The following is a 21,149-nucleotide window of genomic DNA, read 5'->3' as shown; positions in this document are numbered from 1 at the left end:
CGTGCGGGTGCGTCTCTTACTTGGGCAGCTTGGGTGTGATCTGCCGGTCGATGATCGTCTGCAGCTGGTTGGCGATATCGCCGAAAGCCGCTGCGGTGTCCCGGTTCTGCAGGCCGATCTGCTCGAGCCCGGTGCCGATGATCTGGTCGCCGCCGGGCACGAACACGCGTGCGTAGTTCTGCGGCTTGGTCAGCGGCAGCTGGTCGATCGCGGTCTTGAAGTTCGGGTTCTTGGCCAGGAAGTCCTGCATGCCCGGATCCTGCTGCGCCGACTTGCGCACCGGCACATAGCCGGTGGCCTGCGAGAAGTACGAGGTGTTGGCCGCATTGGTGATGAACTCGATGAACTTGAGCGCGTTCTCCTTGCGGGCGTCGCTGATCCGCGACGGAATCGCCAGGCCGGCGCCGCCGGTGGTGGAGCCCGCCAGCCCGTTCGGGTGTGGCAGGAAGCCGGTGCCGAACTGGGTCTTGCCCGCGGCATTGGTGTTGATGCTCTTCAGGTCTCCGGTGGAGCCGATGGCCGAGGCGATGATGCCGTTGCCGAAGTCCACGGCGTAGGTGGGCCGGATGCTGGCGTACTTCTTGGTATTGATGGAGTCGCGCAGGTAGTTTCCGGCCTTGATGGTGGCCGGGTCGTTGAACTTCAGCTTCCACTCGTCCGAGTACGCGCCGCCGAAGGTCCAGCACGGACCCTGGAAGGTCCAGGCCAGGTAGTTCTTGGCGTCGCCCCAGCCGTGCGCCCACTTGCCGTCGCCCATCACGCTCTGGATCTTCGGGCCCCACTCGTCGAACTCGTCCCAGCTGTTCGGCGTGCGGTCGGGCAGTCCGGCCTTGGCCCAGACGTCCTTGTTGTAGTAGAAGATCTGCGTCGAGCGCGAGTACGGCAGCGCCCAGGTCTTGCCGTTGAACTTGTAGTCGCCGACGAAGGTGTCCACGTAGTCGGACACGTTCACACCCGCCGACGAGAAGTGGCTGTCCAGCGGCTCGATGGTGCCGTTGAGCGCGTAGTTGAACCACCACACATCGGACAGGATGACCACGTCGGGCAGTTCACCACCGGAGAGCGCGGCGTTGAACTTGGTCGCGACCTCCTCGTAGTTCTTGCCCGCGTCGACGAGGTTGACCTTCAGGTCCGGGTACTTGGCCTGGAACCGGTTGATCAGCTCGGTTTCCTGGTCCTTGGAGGTACCGGGGTGGTTGGACCAGAAGGTGATCGTCTTCGAGTCACCGCCCTGCGAGCCGCCGCCGCCGGATCCGGCGCACGCGGTCAGCGCCGCCGCGCCCGCGGCCGCGCCCGCCAAGCCGAGAAACCCGCGTCGCGAAAGAGCGGGAAAACGTGAATCCGACACAGGAATCTCCTTCTGGGACTTAACCCTTGACCGCACCGGAGGTGAGGCCCTTGATCATCTGGCGCTGGAGCACCAGGAAGACGATGAGGATGGGGAGCATGGTCAGGATGACCCCGGCCATGACCGGACCCCAGTTGGTGACGCTCGGGTTCTCGGTGTTCTGCAGCAGGGTCAGGCCGACCGGCAGGGTGGCCACCCGCGCGTCGTCGGCCATCAGGAACGGCCACAGGTATTCGTTCCACTCGTTCACCAGCGTGACCACCGCGAACGCCACCATGGTGGGTCCGGACATGGGCAGCACCACCCGGGTCAGCAGCCGCCACCAGCCCGCGCCGTCCATCCGCGCGGCCTCGATGACCTCGCTCGGCAGCGACAGGAAGTGATTGCGCATCAGGAAGGTGCCGAAGGCGACGCCACAGAGCGGAACGATGATGCCCTGGAAGGTGTTTCGCCAGCCCAGCTGGGCGATGAGCGCGTAGTTGGAGATGATGGTGATCTGGTTGGGCACCATGAGCGCCGCGATGATCACCAGGAACACGATGTTCTTGCCCGGGAAGCGCAGGAACACCAGGCCGTAGGCGCTGAGCACGCCCAGCACGAACTTCACCGCCGCGACGATGCCGGTCACGATGATCGAGTTCCGCAGGAACTGCCAGAACGGCAGCGTGGTGGTGGCGTCGTGGTAGTTCGACGCCAGCCAGCGTTCGGGCCAGTAGCTGACCGGCTGGGAGTAGACCTCCGTGTGCGACATGAAGGAGCGGGTGAGGATGTAGTACAGCGGGACGCCGACGATGACCAGCACGCACACCATGGCGGCGTAGCCGAACACCTTGGCCCACAGTTCCCGGTCGCGGAAGGCGCTCAGCGCGTTGAGCCGGTTCACTTCTCGTCCCCTCGGTCCATGATGCGCACCTGCACCAGCGTCACGATGAGCAGCACCAGGAACATGATGGTGGCGACGGCCGCCCCGTATCCGGCACGCTGGTTCACCCAGGATTCGCGATAGACCTGATAGATCATGGTGGTGGTGCCGGTGCCGATGGGCCCGCCGCGGGTCATCACATTGATGAGGTCGAAGACCTGAAGTGAGTTGAGCAGCACCGTGATCGACAGGAAGTAGGTGGTGGGTCGCAGCTGCGGCAGCAACACCCGGGTGAAGGTGGTCCAGCGGCTCGCGCCGTCGATCTCGGCGGCCTCCATGAGGTCGGCCCGAACCCCTTGCAGCGCTGCCAGATAGATGACGAAGCTGTAGCCCAGGTTCTTCCAGATGTAGGTGACCGTGATCATGAACAGCGCCCAGTGCGGGTTCTGCGCGAAGTCGGGTGAGTGTATCCCCATCCGCTCCAGCAGATCCGGGACCAGGCCGAAGCCGGGGTCGAAGATGAACTGGAAGCCGACGCCGATGGCCGCGCCCGAGATGACGTAGGGCGCGAAGATGGCGGAGCGGACCACATTGCGCCCGAACAGTTTGCGATCCAGCAGCAGGGCCAGCGCCAGGCCCAGCAGCATGCTGCCGAGAACGGCGGCGACGGTGAAGATCACCGTATTGCCGACGATCTGCCAGGAGTCGTCGCGGCCGAACCACTCGGTGTAGTTGTCGACACCGACCCAGTTCAGGCTGGTCGCCGAGATGTTCCAGTCGGTGAACGACAGGCGGATATTGTCGACCAGCGGCCGATAGACGAACAGCCCCAGCAGAATCAGGTTCGGCGCGACCAGGACCACGAAGAGCGCATGGTCCTGCCAGGGTCTGCTTCGCCACCCGCGCCCGGGGGGCGTCGGGAGTACTCGTTCGGGCCAAGATCGCACCCGCGCAGCCTTGCGGCTTGGGGCTACTGGCTGGTTAATTCTGGATGGAAGATCGCTGAACTGTCGATCGGCGCGCGCCACCGACTGTTCACCGGTCACACCCTCGAGCGGCGCGGACATGCGCCGAATCGTACGGCTTGCCCCGCCTCTCCGCGCCTTTTGCGCACGGCTGAGAGCCGTTCACCGACATGCACGCGTGCCGGCGGTTGGGGAGCAACCCGATTTTGGCCGTACCCGGCGAGTTACCCGGATGCTCACGAAATCAGTTGTCGCGTCACGAGCTTCGCGTCCTTGCCCTATGAAACGACGAACGCCCCGCCAAGGCGGGGCGCTCGTGATCAAACGATCGTCAGTTCCAGTCGCCCCAGCCGTCGCTGGTGGAGAAGGTGCCGCCGTTGGTGTTCTTGACGATCACCGGGTCACCCTTCTTCACGTTCTCCTGGAACCACTTGGCGTCCTCGGTGGAGACGTTCAGGCAGCCGTGCGAGGTGTCCGAAACGCCCTGCTGCGCAACGCTCCACGGGGCGGCGTGCACGAAGATGCCGCTGTTGGACATGCGGGTGGCGTACTCGACCTCGAGCTTGTAGCCCTGCGGATCGGTCACCGGCACACCGTAGGTGGAGGAATCCATGATCATCTTGCGGTTCTTCTCGCTGATGATGTATGTGCCGTTCGGGGTCTCGTGATCCTTCTTGCCCATGGAGGTCGGCATGGTCTTCACGACCTCGCCATTGTGGGTCACGGTGATCTCGTGGGTGGTGTCGTCGGCGGTGGTGATGAACTCGTCGCCGATCTGGTAGGCGACGTCGGTGCCGCCCGCCTGGACGGTCACCTTGGAGCCGGCCGGCCAGAAGTCCTCGGGCCGCCAGCGCACCTGCTTGTCGCCCATCCAGTAGAAGTGGCCGCTCACCTTGTTGCTGGAGGTGATGCGAATCGACTTCTCGGCGGCCGCGTGATCGCCGACCGGGTCCTTGAAGTTGATGATGATCGGCATGGCCACGCCGACCACATCCCCGTCACCGGGGCTGATGTTCGGGGCCGCGAAGTTGGCGGGCGGAATCGGCGCCTTGGCGTTCGGGTCTGTGGGCAGCGAGCCCGGCTCGGGCTGCGGCATGACCGCGGAGGGCACGCCCGGTACATCCGGTCCGCCCGGCCATAGCGGAGTCGCTGAGGCGGGTGCTGCCACCACTGCTCCGGTCGCCGCGATGGCGGCGAGGGCGATCAGTCCCGTTTTCCGATACCGGGTATGGCGCACAGCTCGGTCCTCTCAGATCCTCGTTCACACGCAGATTGCGGGCACACGTCACCCGCGCAGGTCCCAACCCGCGTCCATTACTACAGCGATCCGTCCGGCAAGCCAATTGGCTTCTGCCAGTTATGCATACCGACTAACCGGTGTGCACTGCGTCACGGGTCTGCGGGTTGGTTACTCGACTGGCGCGAATGCGCCGATGACATCGGCGATTCCCCGAAAGTGACACCGGCGCGGCTGCTTTCGGAGTGCTCACTTCCCGAAACCTGCTTGTGATCGAAATCACCGAGGTCCCTTCAGGACCCGGCGACATCGAACGTGATGGCGCTGCGCGGCCCGACCGTGATGGTGTGCGGCACCGACATCGGCGCCGGCCCATGCGCGAACCGCGGCGACAACCGCAGCCGCACATCGGTCAATACAGTAGCCAGCACAATGCGAAGTTCGTAATCGGCCAGCGCCGCACCGACGCAACGCCGGTGCCCGCCACCGAACGGGGCGAACTCGAACGGGCTGTAGCGGCGCTCCAGAAATCGCTCGGGCCGGAACCGCCGCGGCTGCGGCCACACCGCGGGATCGGTGTGCAGCAGGTGCACCGAGATCCCCATGGTGTCCCCCGCCGACAGCGGTACCCCGCGCAGCGTGAAATCACCGGTAAGCCTGCGCAATACGATCGGCACCGGCGGATGCAACCGCAGCGTCTCCTGGCAGACCGCGTCCAGGTAGGGCAGCGCCATCAGTTCGGCCGGGCCGGGATCGCTTCCGGCGGCGGCCACTTCGGCGCGCAGCCGGGCCAGCGCCTCCGGTTCCCGGTGCAGCCGGTACAGCGCCCACACCAGCGCGGTCGCCGTGGTCTCGTGCCCCGCCACCAGCAGGGTGCGCAATTGCTCGCGCAGATCGGTGTCGGTGATGGCGCTGCCGTCCTCGTAGCGGGTGTCCAGCATGAGCGCCAGCAGATCCGCCCCGCCGCCCCCGTCCGCGCGCCGCCGCGCCACCTCGGCGTCGATGAGTTCGTCGAGCCGATCCCGTGCGGTGCTGAACCGCTCCCAGCCGGACAGCCCGAACAGCTTGCGCCGCAATGCCGGAACCAGGAACAGCGCGCTGCCGAAGGACTCCAGGAATTCCTGTGTGACGGTGGTGTATTCGGCTCGGCGCGACGCATCGTCGATGCCGAACACCGCCGCCAGCATGACCCGCAGCGTCAGTGCCCGCGCCGCCGCCCGGGCATCGATGCGGGTGCCGGGCCGCCACGGGTCCCCGGTCCGCTCCCCGCTCAGCTCGGCCCGGGCCGCCTCGCGAATGGTGTTGCCGTAGGCGCTGATTCGATTGCGGTGCAATGCCGGGGCGAGCAGCGCCCGCTCGCGCCGGTGCCGGCCGTCGCGGGCCAGGATGAGCGAGGCCGCGCCCACCATGGGCTCGATGGGATTGGGCAGCGGCGGTTCCAGCAGGTCCACCGGGGCCCGGAAGAATTCGCGCGCGCCCTCGGGAGTGCCGGTGAAGAGCACCGGTCCCAGGGCCGGCATCCGCACCCGGAAGGGGTCACCGTCGCGCCCGCGCCGCCAGGAGAGATAGCGCTCCAGGATGTCGGTGCTCATGGCTTCCTATACGAAATGCCGGACCGCCTCGGTTCGATCTTCCCGGTGTCCGTGGTGTATGCATGGGCACAGAAGTCAAATCTGTTTGTTTCGAAATATAGGACTCGCCCGTGTTGCGTCAGCAGCTTTCCGCCCGGATCGCCCTGCCCGCGATCTCCGCCGCCACCCTGCTGCTCGCCGGCTGCGGGACCACCGTTTCCGGCCATCCCCAGGCCGCCCCCGGCGACATCGTGCTCCCCACCAAGACCCCCGGCGCCACCCCCGGCAAACCCTCCGGCAAGCCCGGTTCGGGTGCGCCCACCACCACCCCGCGCGCCGACCGCGGCGGCAATACCGACTTCCAGGCCGTGATCGGCGACTGCGTGCAGCTCGGTGGCACCACCGACAACGCCAGTATCCAGAAGGCGAGCTGCGGCAGCCAGGACTCCAACTACAAGGTGACCGGCAAGGCCCCGCGCAATGCCCAGTGCGGCAAGGATTCCGACCAGGTCTACTACGAAACCCTCAATGGCATGGAGACCGGCGCCCTCTGCCTGACCATCGACTGGGTGGTCGGCGACTGCATGGACGTCGGCAACGACGCGGCCCACCGCATTCCCTGCACCGCCACTACGGCCACCGAGGGTGTGAAGGTGGTGTCGATCGTGAAGAACAGCAGCAGCGTCGACGACTGTCCCGACGGCGACCAGGGCTACGTCTACGACGAACGCAATTTCGTCGTCTGCGTCAACACCCTCAAATAGCAACCGGGGCGGTGATTCCCGAATCACCGCCCCGGTCAGCATTGTTCGGGGATCAGATCACCGCGTAGCCGGAGCCGATGCCGCCCCGGCCGTTGAGGTCGGCCATGATCGAGCTCATGTTGGTGCCGACCTCGGGGCCGAAGCAGGCCACCGCCAGGTAGGCGTTGACCATGCCGACGAGGGTGGTGCCGACGACGACCGGCGCGCCGGAATCGCCCTCCACCACACACATCTGACTCCAGGTCTCGATGTTGGTGTCGAAGACGTCGCCCCAGGAGATGCCGCAGGTATTGCCGGTGGTGCGGCCCTCCTTGCAGACGATCATGGGGAATCCGGGCGGGCCGCCGATCCCGGTGATGGTGACATTGCCGATGTGGTTGACCGGGACGACGCGGTCCGGATCGAACTGGATGACGGCGTAGTCGAGATCGTGGTTGGAGTAGACGAACTGACCGATCTGTCCTGCGGCGCGATCCTTTTCGGCCCAGACCCGGGACCCGGCGTCGCCGCAGTGCCCGGCGGTCAGGCCGACCAGCCGTCCGGCGCCGTCGTGGCCGATGGTGGTCACGGTGCACTCGAACTGATCATCGATGATGATCCCGGAGCCGCCACCTATGACGGCGGGCGCTGCATCGGCGTGAGCGGCTCCGATTCCGAAGAGCGCGGTGCTCAAGGCGATGGCGAATGCGCCGGTCGCCCCGGCGAGTTTCTTGATCATGTCCCTCCAGACGTCGGAAGCCGCACGAATCTCAACCTGCGGTTACTCATCCTGTCAGTATTCGAGCCCGGTTGCCTGTTGTACTGCCACATGTTGCGTAGCCGTGTCCTGCCGGGGTTCGCGGCCGATACCTAGTTGGATGTGGATTACGGGACAATACGCAAAAGCTATCGAATTCCGATAAATTTGTTCCTACAAATTGTTACCCGGTCGATGTCCGCATACACCGATGGATAGTTCAAAACTAGAACAAGTTCTAGATCTCTGCCAGGTTTTTTGCCCCGTAAACCGACCCTGATGTGGCTGTTCACAGCAATACATCGAAAGTGATCCGTCTCTATGACCGGAACCACAATCGGTGGTGTGTTTTTCCTAACTCCGTAGTAGGGTGCGTCCAGCAACAGTCGCCGGAGACGGGTAACTCCGGCGTCGAGAGGGGTAGTCAGTGCAGTTGACCAAGAGCCCGGGGGACCAGGGAAGCCCACCGTCACCATCACGGATGAATGTGGCCGTGGATTGGGCCAAGGCGTACTGGCAGGATCATCCGAAACGGTCGCTGGAAACCGGTGGCCGGATGATGTCGATGGGTGTCGCCGCGGTTGCCGAGCTTTTCATCGCGATCTTCCGTCGCCGCTTCCCCTACCGTGAGTTCATCCGGCAGTGCGCGTTCATGGCGAATGTCGCCGCGGCGCCCACCCTGCTGGTCGCCATTCCGATCGCCGTCATCGTCTCGATTCAGGTCGGATCGGTGGCCGGGCAGGTCGGGGCGACGTCCTTCATCGGCGCGGCCAACGGCCTGGGCATCATTCAGCAGGGCGCGCCGCTGGTCACCGCGCTCATGATCTCCGGCGCCGTCGGTTCCGCCATCTGTGCCGACCTCGGCTCCCGCACCATCCGCGAGGAGATCGACGCCATGAAGGTCATGGGCGTCGATCCCATGCGGCGGCTGGTCGCTCCGCGTCTCGGCGCGGCCATGCTGGTTTCGGTATTGCTGTGCGGTTTCGTGGTTTTCGTCGGCTTCCTGACCGGCTACATGTTCAACATCTTCGTCCAGAACGGCACCCCGGGCTCCTATATCAGTACATTCTCGTCGTTCGCGATCACGGCGGATCTGGCTGTGGCCCTGCTGAAGTCGCTCATCTACGGCCTGTTCGCGGCCGTCATCGCCTGTGACTCGGGGCTCAACGCCAAGGGCGGCCCCGGTGGCGTGGCCAACGCGGTGAACACCGCCGTGGTCATGTCCGCGGTCATGCTCTTCGGCGTCAACCTGATGATGACGCAGCTGTACAACACCCTTTTCCCCCCGCAGGTGGTCTGAGTCGTGTCAGCTACGTACGTACCGCCGCTGCTGCGGCCGTTCCAACGGATCAAAGGCGCGGCCAACTCGCCGCGTGACTGGCTGGCGCGCATCGGCCACCAGGTGTTCTTCTTCCTGCGCTCGGTCGGCTCCATGCCGCTCGCGTTCAAGCAGTACCCCAAAGAGGTGTGGCGGCTGCTGTCCGACGTCACCTGGGGCAACGGCAATCTCATCGTCGGTGGCGGCACCATCGGCGTGGTGCTGATCCTGTCGGCGTTCGGCGGCATGACCGTCGCCATCCAGGGCTACACCTCGCTGAACCTGCTCGGCCTGAGCCCGCTCACCGGCGCCATCTCGGCCTTCGCCACCACGCGTGAGCTCGGGCCCATGCTGGCCACGGTCGCCTTCGCGGCGCAGGCGGGCTGCCGGTTCACCGCGCAGCTGGGCGCCATGCGCATCTCCGAGGAGATCGACGCGCTGGAATCGGTTGCCATCCGGCCGCTTCCGTATCTGGTCAGCACCCGCATGATCGCGGCCATGATCGCCATCGTGCCGCTGTACTGCGTGGCACTGCCGCTGGCCTACATCTCCTGCTCGCTCACCGTGTCCCTGGTCGGCGGCACCGCGACAGGCACCTTCCAGCACTACTTCTATCAATTCCTGGTGCCGCACGATGTGCTGTACTCACTGCTGAAGGCGATCCTCTTCGTCGCGATCACCACGTTCATCCAGTGCTACTACGGGTTTTTCGCCTCCGGCGGCCCGGAGGGCGTGGGTGTGGCGGCCGGTCGCGCGATCAAGCTGTGCATCATCGCGGTCGTTTTCGCCGACCTGTTCATGACATTGGCGATCTGGGGCGTGAACCCTGGCATCCGGATCTCGGGATAGGGGGCGCACACGATGATCATCGATCCGAGCGGGCGCGGACCGACGATGCGGCAGTTGCTCATCGCCGGTGCCTGCGGCCTCACCGTCATCGCGGTCGTGCTGGGCTTCCTGTTCGCCCGGTACCGCGGTTATTTCGTCGAAAAGGTCAATGTCACAGCGAATCTGACCACCACCGGTGACGGCCTGCCGGCCAATGCCGACGTGAAGTTCCGCGGCGTGCTGGTCGGCGCCGTCAAGGACGTGTCGGTCGCGGCCAAGGGGACGAAGCAGGAGGTGCACATCGAGATGAAGCCGGAGTACGCCGGCGGCGTCCCGGCCAATGTCACCGCGCGCGTGGTGCCCTCCAACCTGTTCGCCGTCACCTCGGTCGAACTCGTCTACAACGGACCGGATTCCACGCATCTGAAGGAGGGTTCGCAGATCGCGGAGGACACCTCCAAGGGCACCATCGCCCTGCAGGACACCCTCACCACGGTCCGCAATATCCTGAGCAAGATCGATCCGGTACAGCTGGGCCGCGTGCTGGGCACGCTGTCCTACGCGCTGGACGGCAGCAGCCGCATGCCCGGCTCCACCATCGAGCGCGTCGACCGCTGGCTCGAGGGCGTGCGCGGGGCGGTGCCGAATGTCGGCGGCTTCCTCGACGACTTCTCCTCCTCCTTCCACGCGCTCAACCAGTCCGCGCCGGAACTGATGGGCGTGCTGTCGGATTCGGTGAAGACCGCGCAGACCATCTCCGATCGCCGGGCCGAGCTCACCGCGCTCATCTCCGGCAGTGAGAACACCATCGACAAGGTGAACGGGCTGTTCGCCCGCAACCCCAATGTCGGTAAGGATCTGACCACGGGGACCAGCGCCATGTTCGGCGCGCTGTCGGACAACCCGGACGCCATTCCGCAGGCCATCGCGAACCTGAACGATTCGGTGCGCAAGCTGGGTTCGACGTTCCACTGGGGTCCGCAGAACCAGATGATCTGGAACATGGGCCTCACCTTCACGCCCTACAAGCCCTACACCCGCGACGACTGCCCGCGCTACGGCGACCTGGCCGCTCCGAGCTGTGCCACCGCGCCGCTCACCTCGGATCCGGGCACGCTGCCGGAAGCCATGCGGCCCAGGGGCATCGACGCCGCCAAGGACCTGCCGGTCACCGCGCCGCCGCCGGGCTTCCCGCTGATCCCGGGTCTCACCGCCACCGGCACACCCACCGATACGCCGAGCGACGGTGCTGCGAAGCCGGGTACCGACCCGCTCGCGGGCACGCCGCTGCAGGGGCTGTTCCCGAACCTGGCGCCGGCCGCTCCGGCTCCGGCCGCCCCGGCGAGCCAGCCGGGTTCGGTGCCCACCGGTGGGAACATCGCCCTGGCCGGTGACGACGCCATCACCGCCCTGCTGGGCCGGCGTCCGACCGCGGCCGAGTACCTGCTGTTGAGCCCGATCCTGAAGGGTGCGACCTTGCAACTGAGCCAGAGCGAGGCCGGCCGATGAGCGTTCGTAAGCCGCTGATCGGTTTCGGCATCTTCGCGATCGTGTCCATCCTGGTGACCGCGGTCATCTGGAATACGCTCGCGCGCACCGTGAAAGGCGATACCAACACCTACACCGCGACCTTCAGCGATGTCCTGGGCCTGCGTGCGGGCGATGACGTCCGGATGGCCGGTGTGCGGGTCGGCAAGGTCGAGAAGATCGAGCTGGACAAGAAGAACCAGGCCGTGGTGACCTTCATCGTGCAGCGCGATCAGACGCTGTACGGGGACACCAAGGCGCTGGTCCGGTACCAGAACCTGATCGGGCAGCGGTATGTCGCGCTGAACCCGCCCGCCGCGGGTAAGCCGCATACCGGCGACCATGTGGTGCTGAAGAACAACGGCGGTATCCCGCTGGAGCGGACCGAGCCGTCGTTCGATATCTCGGCGCTGCTCAACGGTTTCCAGCCGCTGTTCCAGGTGCTGCAGCCCGAGCAGGTGAACAACCTGTCCAACACCTTCATCCAGGCGCTGCAGGGTGACAATGTGTCGTTGAGCGCGTTCATCACCCAGGCCGCGTCGGTGGCCTCGGACTTCGAACGCCGCGACGGCATTCTCTCCGACGTGATCACCAACCTGTCCGGCGTGATGTCGGGGCTGGCCAAGCGGGGCGACGAGCTGGAGACGCTGGTCACCCAGACCCGCGCCCTGATCGGCGGCCTCTACGCGCAGGGCCAGTCGCTGCAGGCGTCGACGGTCCAGATCGCCGATGCCACAACGGCTCTGGTGGGGATGTTCGGTTCCATCCAGCCCAAGCTGGTGCTGGCGCAGAACGCCACCCACGACGCGCTGGCGATGCTGCTGTCCAATGGCGCCAAGCTCGACCAGGCGGCGGTGGACCTGCCCGGCATCCTCTCCGACGTCGGCAAGTTCACCCAGAACGGCGCCTACGCCAATGCCTACGTGTGCAGCTTGGACGTCTCGCTGTACGGCATCCTCTTCCCGCGCGGTCTGTTCTCGCAGATCGGCGGCAACTCCCACTCGGCGGTGTGCCGGCCATGATCTCGAAACTCGAGAACCGCTTCAGTACCAATCGCAATTTCTGGCTCGGCGTGCTCGGCGTGGCGGTCATCGTCGCGCTGCTGCTGGGCTCCACCCTCTACAAGACGGTGGGTATCGGCACACAGAGCATCAAGGCCGAGTTCGTGCAGACCGCCGGCGTCAAAGTCGGTGACAAGGTGGACGTCTCGGGCGTTCCCGTCGGCACCATCTCGGGCGCCGAGCTCGAGGGCGACCACGTGCTCCTCACCCTGAATGTCGACAAGGACGTGAAGCTCGGCCCCGATGCCAAGGCGGCGATCAAGATGGCGACCCTGCTGGGCGCGCGCTACGTCGACCTGATGCCCGGCGACGGTTCCGGGTTGAAGGACAACCGGATTCCCAAGTCCAACACCGTGGTTCCCTACAACCTGGCCGACGTGGTGCAGGAGGGCACGCCCAAGTTCGAGGAGCTCGACACCAAGAAGCTGGCGGATTCGCTGAATCTGATCAACCAGCAGATGGGCGACACCCCGCAGATGACGGTGCAGGCGCTCGACGCCATCGGCGCGCTGGCCAAGACCATGAACAACCGCAAGGATCAGGTCGACCAGCTGCTCAAGGATCTGGACAAGGTCACCAGGATCCTCGGCGACAACCGCAACAGCGTGCTGCTGGTCATCACCCAGGGCCAGGCCATCGCCGACCGGGTGATGCAGCGCCAGAACCTGTTGAAGACGTTGCTGGACAACATCGCAACGCTCACCGGGCAGCTGCAGCAGATCGGCGCGGACAACGACAACAAGTTCGGCCCGACCCTGCAACAGCTCAACACCATGGCCGACGGTCTGCAGAAGAACAAGGACAACCTGGATCGGCTGCTGTCGATCATGCCGCCGGCCATCCGGCAGTTCAACAATGCCTTCGGCAACGGCAACTACGGTGAGGTCGCGCTGCCATGGCTGTTCCCGGACAACTGGTTGTGCTTCGCGCAGGTGAACGAGGGGTGCCACCAATGACATCGACTGTTGCAGAACAAAAGAAGCGCCTGCTCGGCCGAATCGCCAAGGCGGCCATGATCGGCGCCGCGGCATGGGCCGTGGGCTCCTGCTCCATCGTGCCGCTCGGGGTGAAGGACGCCGCGGGGCAGACCCAGCACTTCACCGCGGACTTCCTCAATATCGCGGGCATGTTCGAGGGCAACCCGATCACGGTGCTCGGGCTCGAGGTGGGCCGGGTCGACAAGATCATTCCGAAGGGTCAGTACGTCGAGGTCCACATGACCGTGGACAAGGGCGTGAAGATCCCGAAGAACGTTCAGGCCGCGCTGGTTTCGCCGTCCATCGTGACCGACCGGCACATCGAGCTCACCCCGCGCTACACCGGCGGTGACACCCTGGCCGACGGTTCGCACCTGACCACCCAGCAGACCAAGACCCCGGTCGAGCTGGACACCATGATCAAGACCATCGACAGCTTCGCCGCCGCGCTCGAGCCCGAGCCGGGACAGGAAGGCGTCGGCCCGCTCTCGGGTCGCGTGCTGTACCCGATGATGAACGGCAACGGCGAGAAGATGCGCGATGTGCTCAATGCGCTCTCCGGCGCGCTGAAGACCGGCGTCGACAACAAGGACGCCATCTCCACCATCATCATCAAGCTCAACGAGCTGACCACCATGCTGGCCGAGAACGACGACTCGGTGCGCGGGTTCAGCAACAAGATCACCCAGATGACCGGTCTGCTGGCCGACCAGGCGCCGGGTCTGCAGGGCACGCTCGATCAGCTGAATGCGTTCCTGGCCAACACCAGTGGCGCGTTCTCGCAGTACTCCGATCAGCTCAACGGCACCCTCACCGGGCTCACCAATGTCACCAACCAGCTGCGCGCCAACGCGGCCGGCGTGACCGAGGTGGTCGACACCGCGCCGCTGCTGATGCAGAACCTGGACCGCTCGGTCAACCGGCAGGGCAACTTCATTCGCCTGCACGGCCTGATCGGTACCGCGCTCTCCGGTGAGATCGTGAGCCTGTTCTGCGAACGCATCCAGATGAAATCGGATGGCTGCCGCACCGGGAAGATGGAGGACTTCGGACCCGACTTCGGTCTGATGGCGGCGATGCTGGGGATGACCAAATGAGTAATCGCTTCTGGAAGGATCTGCGCGCGGGCCGCTCGGCCCGGCGGGCGGTCGTCGCCATCGCGGTCACCGCGACCGCCGTCGTCGCCTCCGGCTGCGGCATCACGGTGGAGAGCCTGCCGCTGCCCAAACCCGGTCCGGGTGCCAACACCTACACCATTCACGCGACCTTCGACAATGCGCTGAACCTGCCCGACCAGGCCAAGGTCAAGGTCGGTGGCTCCGACGTCGGCGTGGTCACCAAGATCACGACCAAGGACTTCAAGGCCAATGTGGACCTGGCCATCCGCCAGGACATCGAGCTGCCGGCCGGCAGCACCGCGGAACTGCGCCAGGCCACCCCGCTCGGCGACGTCTTCGTGGCGGTGTCCATCCCCAAGGCCGAGCCCGGCATGCAACTGCTGAAGAACGGTGACCGGCTCACCAACACCTCGGCCGGCGCGACCGTCGAAGAACTGCTGATGTCGGTTTCGTTGCTGTTCAACGGCGGTGGCATCGCCAGCCTGTCCAAGCTGACCTCGGAGCTGGACTCCATCGTCGGCGGACGCGGCGACCAGGTGGGTCACGTCATCACTCAGCTGACCAGCGTGATGACCAGCCTCAACGCCAACAGCTCGCGGATCGACAATGTGCTGGCCGGATTCAGCGCGCTGGCCAACACCATCGAGGCCAACCACCAGCAGCTGGGTCAGGTGGCCGACAGCCTGCCGGGCATGATCGGCGCCATCGCCGAGAACAACCAGGCTCTCGGTGATCTGCTCACCAAGATCTCGACAACCAGTGCGGCACTGGGCGATTACGCCAACACCACCTCGGACTCGCTCAGCAGCCTGCTCGACAATGTGAACCAGCTGATGAGCGCGCTGTCCCGGACCGATCAGACCCTCGGTCCCGCCCTGGACGCCCTGCACGACATCCGGCCCAAGGCCGACGCCTCGTTCAAGGGCGACACCCTGGCCGTGGCCGCGACCCTTTCCATGCTCGACATCGGCCTGCTCACCGATCCGGCCAACAGCAAGTTCCCGGACCTCAAGGACCTCAACGACTTCGGGGGCAGCCTGATCCAGGTGCTGCAGATCATCTACGGCCGGATCAACGGGGGACACCGATGAGCTGGGTATCGCGACACAAGAACCTGGTGTCCAATTCCGCATTGGTGCTGATCCTGCTGGTGGGCGCGTCCTACCTGCTGATCAGCGTGATGCGGGTGAATCCGCTGCGCGAAACCTACACGGTGACGGTCAATCTGGACCGATCCGGCGGGCTGCAGAGCGGCAATGACGTGACCCTGCGCGGCTACCGCGTCGGCAAGGTCCTCGACATCAAGCTCATCGACAACGGCGCGGCCATCGCGGCCACCGCCGAGATCGACAAGAAGTACTCGATCCCGGCCGACACCCAGGTGTCGGTGGGCGCGCTGTCGGGCGCAGGCGAGCAGTACATCGACTTCCGCCCGAACACCGATCAGGGCCCGTTCCTGCGCAGCGGTTCGGTGATCCAGTTCGACGCCGGCAAGGTCAAGACCCCCACCCCCGTGTGGTCGGTGCTCGACAACGCCAGCGCGCTCATCGCCCAGGTGGATCCGGACAAGTTCAGCGTCATCCTGACCGAGCTGGACACCGCCCTCTCCGGCGGCCCGGACCAGCTGCGCTCGCTCGTCGATGGCATCAGCCTGGCCACCAACGGCCTGGACAACCTGCTCCCCCAGACCACCAACCTGATCAAGAACCTCCAGGTCATTTCCGGCACCACATCGCTGGCGCAGCCGGATCTGGGTACGCTGACCCGTAATTCGAGTGTGTTGTTCAATCAGTTCAACGACGCGAATGCCGAACTCCAGAAGATCCTGGAGCAGGCGCCCGGCCAGATGCAGGCCCTCGGCGCGGTGCTGGACAAGACCGCCGACCCGATGACCAGCCTGGCCACCAACTTCGCGGCCATCACCAAGGCCGCGCAGCTGCGCACCCCGGCGCTGCGGGCACTGTTCCCGTCGCTGGTGGTCGGCACCTCCGCCATGGGCGTGCCGGCGCACGATGGTGAGTTCTACACCATCGTCGACATCTGGCCGCGGTCCTTCTGCGACTACGTCACCAAGAAGGTGAACCCCGCCGTAGCGACCGAGAACACCTTCCCGAAATGGGCGAGCTACTGCCAGAACCCACCCCAGGACCAGCAGATCCGCGGCTCGGGCAACGCACCGCGACCGGACGTGCCCAACAATGGCGCGCTCCCGCCCGCAGGTTCGGATCCGAACGAGCGGACTCTGCCGCCGGTCAAGTGAGTGCCGCCCGCCGCTCTCAGGAGCAGCGGGCATACTCGCTGACGAAACCTAGACGGTGCGTCCGCAGCGCACCGGGAAAGTGATCGAATAGATGTCGGACGACGCTGCCCAGGACAAGAAAACCGAAGACGATTCCATCGCCGAGGCCGATGCCCAGAGCAGCGCCGAACAGGCCGCCGAGAAGCCGGAGTTGACGAAGGACGCCGAGGCGGCCCAGCCCGAGGCGGAAGCGAAGGCGGAGCCGGAAGCGAAGGCTGCCGAGCCGGAAGCGGATTCGGCCGCACCGGCCGCGAAGCCGGAACCGGCGGCCGCCGCGCCGCCGGCGAAGTCCGAGTCCGCGCTGGTCGCCAAGGTCGCGGTGCCGATGGTCGCGCTCATCGCGCTCGGCGTGCTGCTGGTCGCCTCGCTCGCGGGTCTGGGCGCGTTCTGGTGGCAATCGCACACCAAGAGCAACGAACTCGCCGACCGCGACTCCGCCGCCAAGGCCGCCTGCGATTTCGCGCGCGCGGTCTCGGTCTACGACCAGTCCTCGTGGAACGATTTCGCCCCGCGCGTGCAGGCGCTCATCACCGGTGAGTTCAAGCAGATGTTCGACCCGATGGCCGGCGACGTGAAGGACATCCTGTCCAGCGCGCACGCCAAGTCCTCGCTGAACGTGCTGCGCTGCGGCTGGGAGTCCGGCGATGCCGACAAGGCCTCGGTCCTGGTGAGCCTGACCCAGACCTCCACCAACGACTTCCACGCCAAGCCGATCGTGCTCACCATCCCGACCTATGTCGAGCTGGAGAAGCACGACGGCAGGTGGCTGGTGTCGAAGTTCCAGCCGGTCTACGCCGGTGACGAAAACCCGCTGTTCCCGGGCGGAACCGGCGGCGGCGACCAGCAGGGCGCCCAGCCCTCCGGTCAGCCGGCTCCCTCGGGTCAGCCCGCCCCGTCCGGTCAGCCCGCGCCCGCCACCACCGCGGCGCCCAAGCCGGGTAACTGATCGGGATATCCCGAGTACGAAAAAGGGCCCGCCTCCGGTACTTCCGGAGGCGGGCCCTTTTCATGTCTTCGCAGGTGAAAGGGCCTGCGCCGGGGCGCTCAGAACAACGTGAGTGCCTCGGCGGCAGCCGCTTTGGCGGCCGTCGCCCGGCGGCGCGGGGTCGCGGCCGCGGAGTGCGCGGAATGCGTGGTGGCGCCGACCTTCTCGGCCTGTTCCGTCTCGGCTCGTTCCGACCCGGCGGGTGCGGTCACCGGGAGCGGCTCGGTCTTGGGTTCCACGATCGGGATCGGCGCGGTGGGCGGATCGAAGGGCACCGGTTCGTCGCCGTCGGGATCGGTGGCGACCCCGGTGGCGGCGACCTTCCGCGCGGCCTGACCGGCCAGCGCGTCCGCCTGCTCGTTGAAGTAGTTGCCGACGTGCCCACGCACCCAGCGGAACCGGACCGGGCCGGGCCGCGTGGCGATGGCGCGGTCGATCTGCTGGATCAGCTCGAGATTCTTGACCGCGCCGCCGGTGGAGGTCTTCCAGCCATTGGTGCGCCAGCCATGGATCCACTCGGAGGCGCACTTGATGGCATAGAGCGAATCGCTCTCGATGAGCAGGGGTTCGGCGTCCGGATGGGCCCGGACGGCTTCGAGGAGGGCGCGTAGCTCCGCGATCTGATTGGTGCCCGAGGGCGCACCGCCGCTGGCCGCGCCGCCCGCATGATTGACCCAGGCCCAGCCGATCGCGCCGCCCGGGTTGCGCAGGCATGATCCGTCGGTGCTCACGATGATCATGCGGCCTACCCTACGCGATCCGGCCGACAAGATCGGTGCCGTGGAATTCCTCTATCTCCCTACGCAATTGCGATTCGGTCCGGCGGACGGTGGCCTGCACCATCGCGGCCAGCATCTTCGAGAGCAACTTGCCGGTGAGCCCGCGCGGGGCCCAGTACTCGGTTTCCGAGGTCAGCACCGCGCGGCCGTACCCGAGGGGGTCGAAACGCAGGGTGATGACACAGAAGTCGGAGCATGCCGACGCCGGCTTCCCCTTCCGGCGTCGGCGGAGTGTGTATTCGATGACCGCGTTGCGGCGGTAGTCGGTGATCTCACACTCGATCGTGGGATGCCACAGGCCGACCCGGAGGGTCGCGGCGAAGACGGCTCCGGCACCGTGATCGGAATCCCCGATCGGTTCGAAGGCGACCACGCCGAAGGCCCAGTCCGGCACGAACTGATGGTTGTCCGTATATGTGAACGCGACTTCCACCGGTGCGCCGACATCACTCGCGTACTTGAAATGGCCCATAGGCTGCTCCCTGTCCCACGGCTGCCTTAAAAGTACTACAGCAATCCTATTTATTGAGCGAACTCGTCCAATCGGTCCGCTATGTACTCGGCGATGGGCAGGGCGGAGGTGGCCGCCGGAGAGGGGGCATTGAGCACGTGAACCGAGCGCGGCGTGTGCTCGAGCAGGAAATCGTGCGCCAGCGCGCCGTCCCGCAGCACCGCCTGGGCGCGGATGCCCGCCTCCCGCGGCAACAGATCGGCGACGGTTAGCTCGGGGCAGTAGCGACGGCATTCGGCCAGGTAGCCGCGCTTGAACAGGGAGTTGCGCATTTCCCGCAGGCCGGTCCGGACATTGGCGGCGGCCACCCGGTGAAAACCACGGTAGCCCAGGATCTCCCGGGCGTCGCGGAGGTTCACGCTGCCCTTGCGGTAGCCCTCGCGGGCCAGGCCCAGCACCGCATTGGGCCCGACGGTCAGCGCGCCGTCGATGGTCGGGCTGAGATGGACGCCCAGGAACGGCAGTTCGGGATCGGGGATCGGATAGATCAGGGTGTTCACCAGATCGTTGCGCTCGGGCGGCAGCTGGTAGTACTCGCCGCGGAAGGGCACGATGCGTAGATCGATGTCCAGGCCCGCCAGCCGGGCCATCCGGTCCGCCTGCAGGCCCGCGCACACCACCAGCCGCCGGGCCTGCCAGGTGCCGGCCGGACCGGAAACGGTTACCGCTGAGTCGGTTTCGGTAATGGCGGTGACCTCCGCGCCGAGCACGATCTCACCACCGGCCGTGCGCACCTCCTGCGCCAGCGCCCGGGTCACCCGGCCGTAGTCGATGATGCCGGTGCTCGCCACGAACAGCGCCCCGGCCCCGGTGATGCGCGGCTCCCGCCGCATCAGCTCGGCGGCGTCGAGCAACTCCACCTCGACGCCATTGGCGACGGACCGCACGTAGAGCGCGAGCATCCGTGCGTGCTCGGCGGTATCGGTGGCCACCAGCAGTTTTCCGCACACCCGGAACGGAATGTCGTGCGCCGCGGCGAATTCCTTGGTGAGCTGCGCGCCGCGCACGCACAGCCGCGCCTTCAGGCTGCCGGGCTCGTAATAGATGCCCGAGTGGATGACCCCGCTGTTGTGCCCGGTCTGGTGCAGGCCCAGCTGCCCGGCCTTCTCCAGCAGCAGCAGGCTCGCCCCCGGATGGCGTTCGAGCATGCGATGCGCGGTGGCCACCCCGACGATGCCGCCGCCGATCACGCAGTAGTCGTACACACCGGAAGTCTCACACAGCGACGGTGGCCGAGTCTTCCCCTGCCGTGCGGCCGTCCGTCTCGTGTGCGCGCGTGTCGGTGGTGTCGTGCGCGGGAGCGCCGGTCGCGGTGGCCGGGACCGGATGGCGCGCGATCTGCAGGCCGTAGCTGCCGATCGCGGGGTCCGACAGCGTCAGCGTCACGTCGCCGCGGCTGTCCACATCGGTGCGCAGCCGGGTAGTGGCGCTCGGATCGCCGTTGATGCCCAGCTGGTGCCCCAGCGGCGTGTTCAGCAGGATATCGGCGAACGTGGCGAAGACATTGGTGTCGACGGTGAGCGTCGCCGTGTGCTGGGCCGCGGCCACCTGCGCGCCCACGTAGGCGGTGCCGAGCCGGAACTGACCGCCCAGCGGGCGGGGCGCCTCGGCCGCGGTGGCGGCGCCGGTGCCCGGGGTGCGGGCCGGAATCACCTGCACGAACGCGGGTTCCGTGCCCCGGTTGGTGAAAAGTGAAGTCAGGGTGACCTTCTCGGCGATCGGCTCGGCGGACTGGACGCCCGGCTGATCGGCTCCGCGCGGGCCGAGCTCGACGAGCGACGGATGGTTGCCCGGCGCGGCCGTGGCGAGTCTGCCCGGCTGCTGGGCCATTTCATGGGCGATATACGAACCGGCGGCGACGGTCAGCCCGATGCTGGCCATGCTGGCGGTGACAATGGCGCTGTAGCGGAACACCTGGGCCGTACGCCGGGTCGACCGGGCGGCCTGTGTCGCGAGTTCATGCGACATGACTGGTGCGTTCCTTTCCCTCTCCCCTGGCCCCCTGCACCCGTCCGTCCCCTTGCGCGTGGACGGCGCGACGACCCGCACCATTGAAAGTCGTACGCGCGTCCAGGTTACGGTGGCGGCGGGTAACACACGGCCCCGGTGAGAGCAGGATCACATCGGGGAAAGGTTGGGCATCAACAGGTTTTCCCCGCCGAAAGACTGGGTAAAAACCTGGTAGCGGCGAGCGCCAACTCGACTGCCATCGAAGAGACCTCCGGCCAACGGCGTCCGGTCGGCACCAGGCACGGCGCACCCA

At 66.2% G+C, this 21,149-nt stretch carries 19 protein-coding genes and 1 pseudogene; 10 read left to right on the top strand and 10 right to left on the bottom strand.

Annotated elements, in window-relative coordinates:
* Nucleotides 1–16: 16 nt before the first annotated feature.
* From ACFXHE_RS18560 to ACFXHE_RS18540, 5 genes are all read right to left on the bottom strand, one after another.
* On the bottom strand, nucleotides 17–1,348 hold the full coding sequence (locus ACFXHE_RS18560) for an ABC transporter substrate-binding protein (RefSeq protein WP_379384513.1): 1,332 nt from the start codon (nucleotides 1,346–1,348) through the stop codon (nucleotides 17–19).
* 19 nt (nucleotides 1,349–1,367) lie between these two features.
* Nucleotides 1,368–2,159 carry a carbohydrate ABC transporter permease gene (locus ACFXHE_RS18555; RefSeq protein WP_379384764.1) on the bottom strand — a complete coding sequence of 264 codons (792 nt, stop codon included), beginning with the start codon at nucleotides 2,157–2,159 and terminating at the stop codon, nucleotides 1,368–1,370.
* Between the two features lie 68 nt (nucleotides 2,160–2,227).
* Complete coding sequence (locus ACFXHE_RS18550) at nucleotides 2,228–3,157, bottom strand: carbohydrate ABC transporter permease (RefSeq protein ID WP_379384511.1); 930 nt, start codon at nucleotides 3,155–3,157, stop codon at nucleotides 2,228–2,230.
* A 349-nt stretch (nucleotides 3,158–3,506) separates the two neighbouring features.
* Nucleotides 3,507–4,412 (bottom strand): Ig-like domain-containing protein, encoded by a 906-nt coding sequence (locus tag ACFXHE_RS18545; protein WP_379384509.1) that lies wholly within the window; start codon nucleotides 4,410–4,412, stop codon nucleotides 3,507–3,509.
* A 293-nt stretch (nucleotides 4,413–4,705) separates the two neighbouring features.
* On the bottom strand, nucleotides 4,706–6,004 hold the full coding sequence (locus ACFXHE_RS18540; protein WP_379384507.1) for a cytochrome P450: 1,299 nt from the start codon (nucleotides 6,002–6,004) through the stop codon (nucleotides 4,706–4,708).
* Nucleotides 6,005–6,114: 110 nt separating this feature from the next.
* On the opposite strand from ACFXHE_RS18540, the gene ACFXHE_RS18535 reads away from it, so the two are divergent.
* Nucleotides 6,115–6,747 carry a hypothetical protein gene (locus ACFXHE_RS18535; RefSeq protein ID WP_379384505.1) on the top strand — a complete coding sequence of 211 codons (633 nt, stop codon included), beginning with the start codon at nucleotides 6,115–6,117 and terminating at the stop codon, nucleotides 6,745–6,747.
* A gap of 52 nt (nucleotides 6,748–6,799) precedes the next feature.
* On the opposite strand, the gene ACFXHE_RS18530 is transcribed toward ACFXHE_RS18535, so the two are convergent.
* Entirely contained in the window at nucleotides 6,800–7,465 is a 666-nt protein-coding gene (locus ACFXHE_RS18530; protein WP_379384503.1) for a serine protease, read from the bottom strand.
* Between the two features lie 499 nt (nucleotides 7,466–7,964).
* Between ACFXHE_RS18530 and ACFXHE_RS18525 the strand changes: the two genes are divergently transcribed.
* From ACFXHE_RS18525 to ACFXHE_RS18485, 9 genes are all read left to right on the top strand, one after another.
* A complete protein-coding gene (locus tag ACFXHE_RS18525) occupies nucleotides 7,965–8,783 on the top strand; it encodes an ABC transporter permease (protein ID WP_364609113.1) in 819 nt (272 codons plus the stop codon).
* 3 nt (nucleotides 8,784–8,786) lie between these two features.
* Nucleotides 8,787–9,650, top strand: a complete 864-nt coding sequence (locus tag ACFXHE_RS18520) for an ABC transporter permease (RefSeq protein WP_354849113.1) — start codon at nucleotides 8,787–8,789, stop codon at nucleotides 9,648–9,650.
* Between the two features lie 12 nt (nucleotides 9,651–9,662).
* A complete protein-coding gene (locus ACFXHE_RS18515) occupies nucleotides 9,663–11,138 on the top strand; it encodes an MlaD family protein (RefSeq protein WP_379384500.1) in 1,476 nt (491 codons plus the stop codon).
* On the top strand, nucleotides 11,135–12,178 hold the full coding sequence (locus tag ACFXHE_RS18510) for an MCE family protein (RefSeq protein WP_379384498.1): 1,044 nt from the start codon (nucleotides 11,135–11,137) through the stop codon (nucleotides 12,176–12,178). The genes ACFXHE_RS18515 and ACFXHE_RS18510 overlap by 4 nt, the downstream gene beginning before the upstream one ends.
* On the top strand, nucleotides 12,175–13,173 hold the full coding sequence (locus tag ACFXHE_RS18505) for an MCE family protein (RefSeq protein ID WP_379384496.1): 999 nt from the start codon (nucleotides 12,175–12,177) through the stop codon (nucleotides 13,171–13,173). Before ACFXHE_RS18510 ends, ACFXHE_RS18505 begins: the two co-directional genes overlap by 4 nt.
* Nucleotides 13,170–14,291 carry an MCE family protein gene (locus tag ACFXHE_RS18500; RefSeq protein WP_379384494.1) on the top strand — a complete coding sequence of 374 codons (1,122 nt, stop codon included), beginning with the start codon at nucleotides 13,170–13,172 and terminating at the stop codon, nucleotides 14,289–14,291. Before ACFXHE_RS18505 ends, ACFXHE_RS18500 begins: the two co-directional genes overlap by 4 nt.
* A complete protein-coding gene (locus ACFXHE_RS18495) occupies nucleotides 14,288–15,403 on the top strand; it encodes an MCE family protein (RefSeq protein WP_379384493.1) in 1,116 nt (371 codons plus the stop codon). Before ACFXHE_RS18500 ends, ACFXHE_RS18495 begins: the two co-directional genes overlap by 4 nt.
* Nucleotides 15,400–16,572: an MlaD family protein gene (locus ACFXHE_RS18490; RefSeq protein WP_379384491.1), complete on the top strand. Its 1,173-nt coding sequence runs from the start codon at nucleotides 15,400–15,402 to the stop codon at nucleotides 16,570–16,572. Before ACFXHE_RS18495 ends, ACFXHE_RS18490 begins: the two co-directional genes overlap by 4 nt.
* Nucleotides 16,573–16,663: 91 nt before the next feature.
* A complete protein-coding gene (locus tag ACFXHE_RS18485) occupies nucleotides 16,664–17,557 on the top strand; it encodes a hypothetical protein (RefSeq protein ID WP_379384489.1) in 894 nt (297 codons plus the stop codon).
* A 269-nt stretch (nucleotides 17,558–17,826) separates the two neighbouring features.
* Here the strand turns inward: ACFXHE_RS18485 and ACFXHE_RS18480 are convergent.
* The 4 genes and pseudogenes from ACFXHE_RS18480 to ACFXHE_RS18465 form a co-directional block, all read right to left on the bottom strand.
* Nucleotides 17,827–18,336: pseudogene (locus ACFXHE_RS18480) on the bottom strand (ribonuclease H); the annotation flags it as partial.
* A 10-nt stretch (nucleotides 18,337–18,346) separates the two neighbouring features.
* Complete coding sequence (locus ACFXHE_RS18475) at nucleotides 18,347–18,847, bottom strand: SRPBCC family protein (protein ID WP_379384487.1); 501 nt, start codon at nucleotides 18,845–18,847, stop codon at nucleotides 18,347–18,349.
* A gap of 50 nt (nucleotides 18,848–18,897) precedes the next feature.
* The gene (lhgO, locus tag ACFXHE_RS18470) at nucleotides 18,898–20,091 is read right to left on the bottom strand and encodes an L-2-hydroxyglutarate oxidase (protein ID WP_379384485.1); all 1,194 of its coding nucleotides are present in this window, start codon (nucleotides 20,089–20,091) and stop codon (nucleotides 18,898–18,900) included.
* Between the two features lie 10 nt (nucleotides 20,092–20,101).
* Nucleotides 20,102–20,854 (bottom strand): hypothetical protein, encoded by a 753-nt coding sequence (locus ACFXHE_RS18465; RefSeq protein WP_379384484.1) that lies wholly within the window; start codon nucleotides 20,852–20,854, stop codon nucleotides 20,102–20,104.
* Between the last annotated feature and the right edge of the window lie 295 nt (nucleotides 20,855–21,149).

The organism is Nocardia sp. NPDC059229, from assembly GCF_042754165.1.
GTDB lineage: Bacteria > Actinomycetota > Actinomycetes > Mycobacteriales > Mycobacteriaceae > Nocardia.
Note: the sequence above shows the minus strand (reverse complement) of the source record. Positions and strands in the feature narration are given on the sequence as shown.

Coding starts and splice junctions, on each gene's coding strand:
- ACFXHE_RS18555 (WP_379384764.1), bottom strand. CDS start 2,159: ATGGTGTGCGTGCTGGTCATCGTCGGCGTCCCGCTGTACTACATCCTC.
- ACFXHE_RS18540 (WP_379384507.1), bottom strand. CDS start 6,004: ATGAGCACCGACATCCTGGAGCGCTATCTCTCCTGGCGGCGCGGGCGC.
- ACFXHE_RS18530 (WP_379384503.1), bottom strand. CDS start 7,465: ATGATCAAGAAACTCGCCGGGGCGACCGGCGCATTCGCCATCGCCTTG.
- ACFXHE_RS18525 (WP_364609113.1), top strand. CDS start 7,965: ATGAATGTGGCCGTGGATTGGGCCAAGGCGTACTGGCAGGATCATCCG.
- ACFXHE_RS18515 (WP_379384500.1), top strand. CDS start 9,663: ATGATCATCGATCCGAGCGGGCGCGGACCGACGATGCGGCAGTTGCTC.
- ACFXHE_RS18510 (WP_379384498.1), top strand. CDS start 11,135: ATGAGCGTTCGTAAGCCGCTGATCGGTTTCGGCATCTTCGCGATCGTG.
- ACFXHE_RS18505 (WP_379384496.1), top strand. CDS start 12,175: ATGATCTCGAAACTCGAGAACCGCTTCAGTACCAATCGCAATTTCTGG.
- ACFXHE_RS18500 (WP_379384494.1), top strand. CDS start 13,170: ATGACATCGACTGTTGCAGAACAAAAGAAGCGCCTGCTCGGCCGAATC.
- ACFXHE_RS18495 (WP_379384493.1), top strand. CDS start 14,288: ATGAGTAATCGCTTCTGGAAGGATCTGCGCGCGGGCCGCTCGGCCCGG.
- ACFXHE_RS18490 (WP_379384491.1), top strand. CDS start 15,400: ATGAGCTGGGTATCGCGACACAAGAACCTGGTGTCCAATTCCGCATTG.
- ACFXHE_RS18485 (WP_379384489.1), top strand. CDS start 16,664: ATGTCGGACGACGCTGCCCAGGACAAGAAAACCGAAGACGATTCCATC.
- ACFXHE_RS18475 (WP_379384487.1), bottom strand. CDS start 18,847: ATGGGCCATTTCAAGTACGCGAGTGATGTCGGCGCACCGGTGGAAGTC.
- ACFXHE_RS18465 (WP_379384484.1), bottom strand. CDS start 20,854: ATGTCGCATGAACTCGCGACACAGGCCGCCCGGTCGACCCGGCGTACG.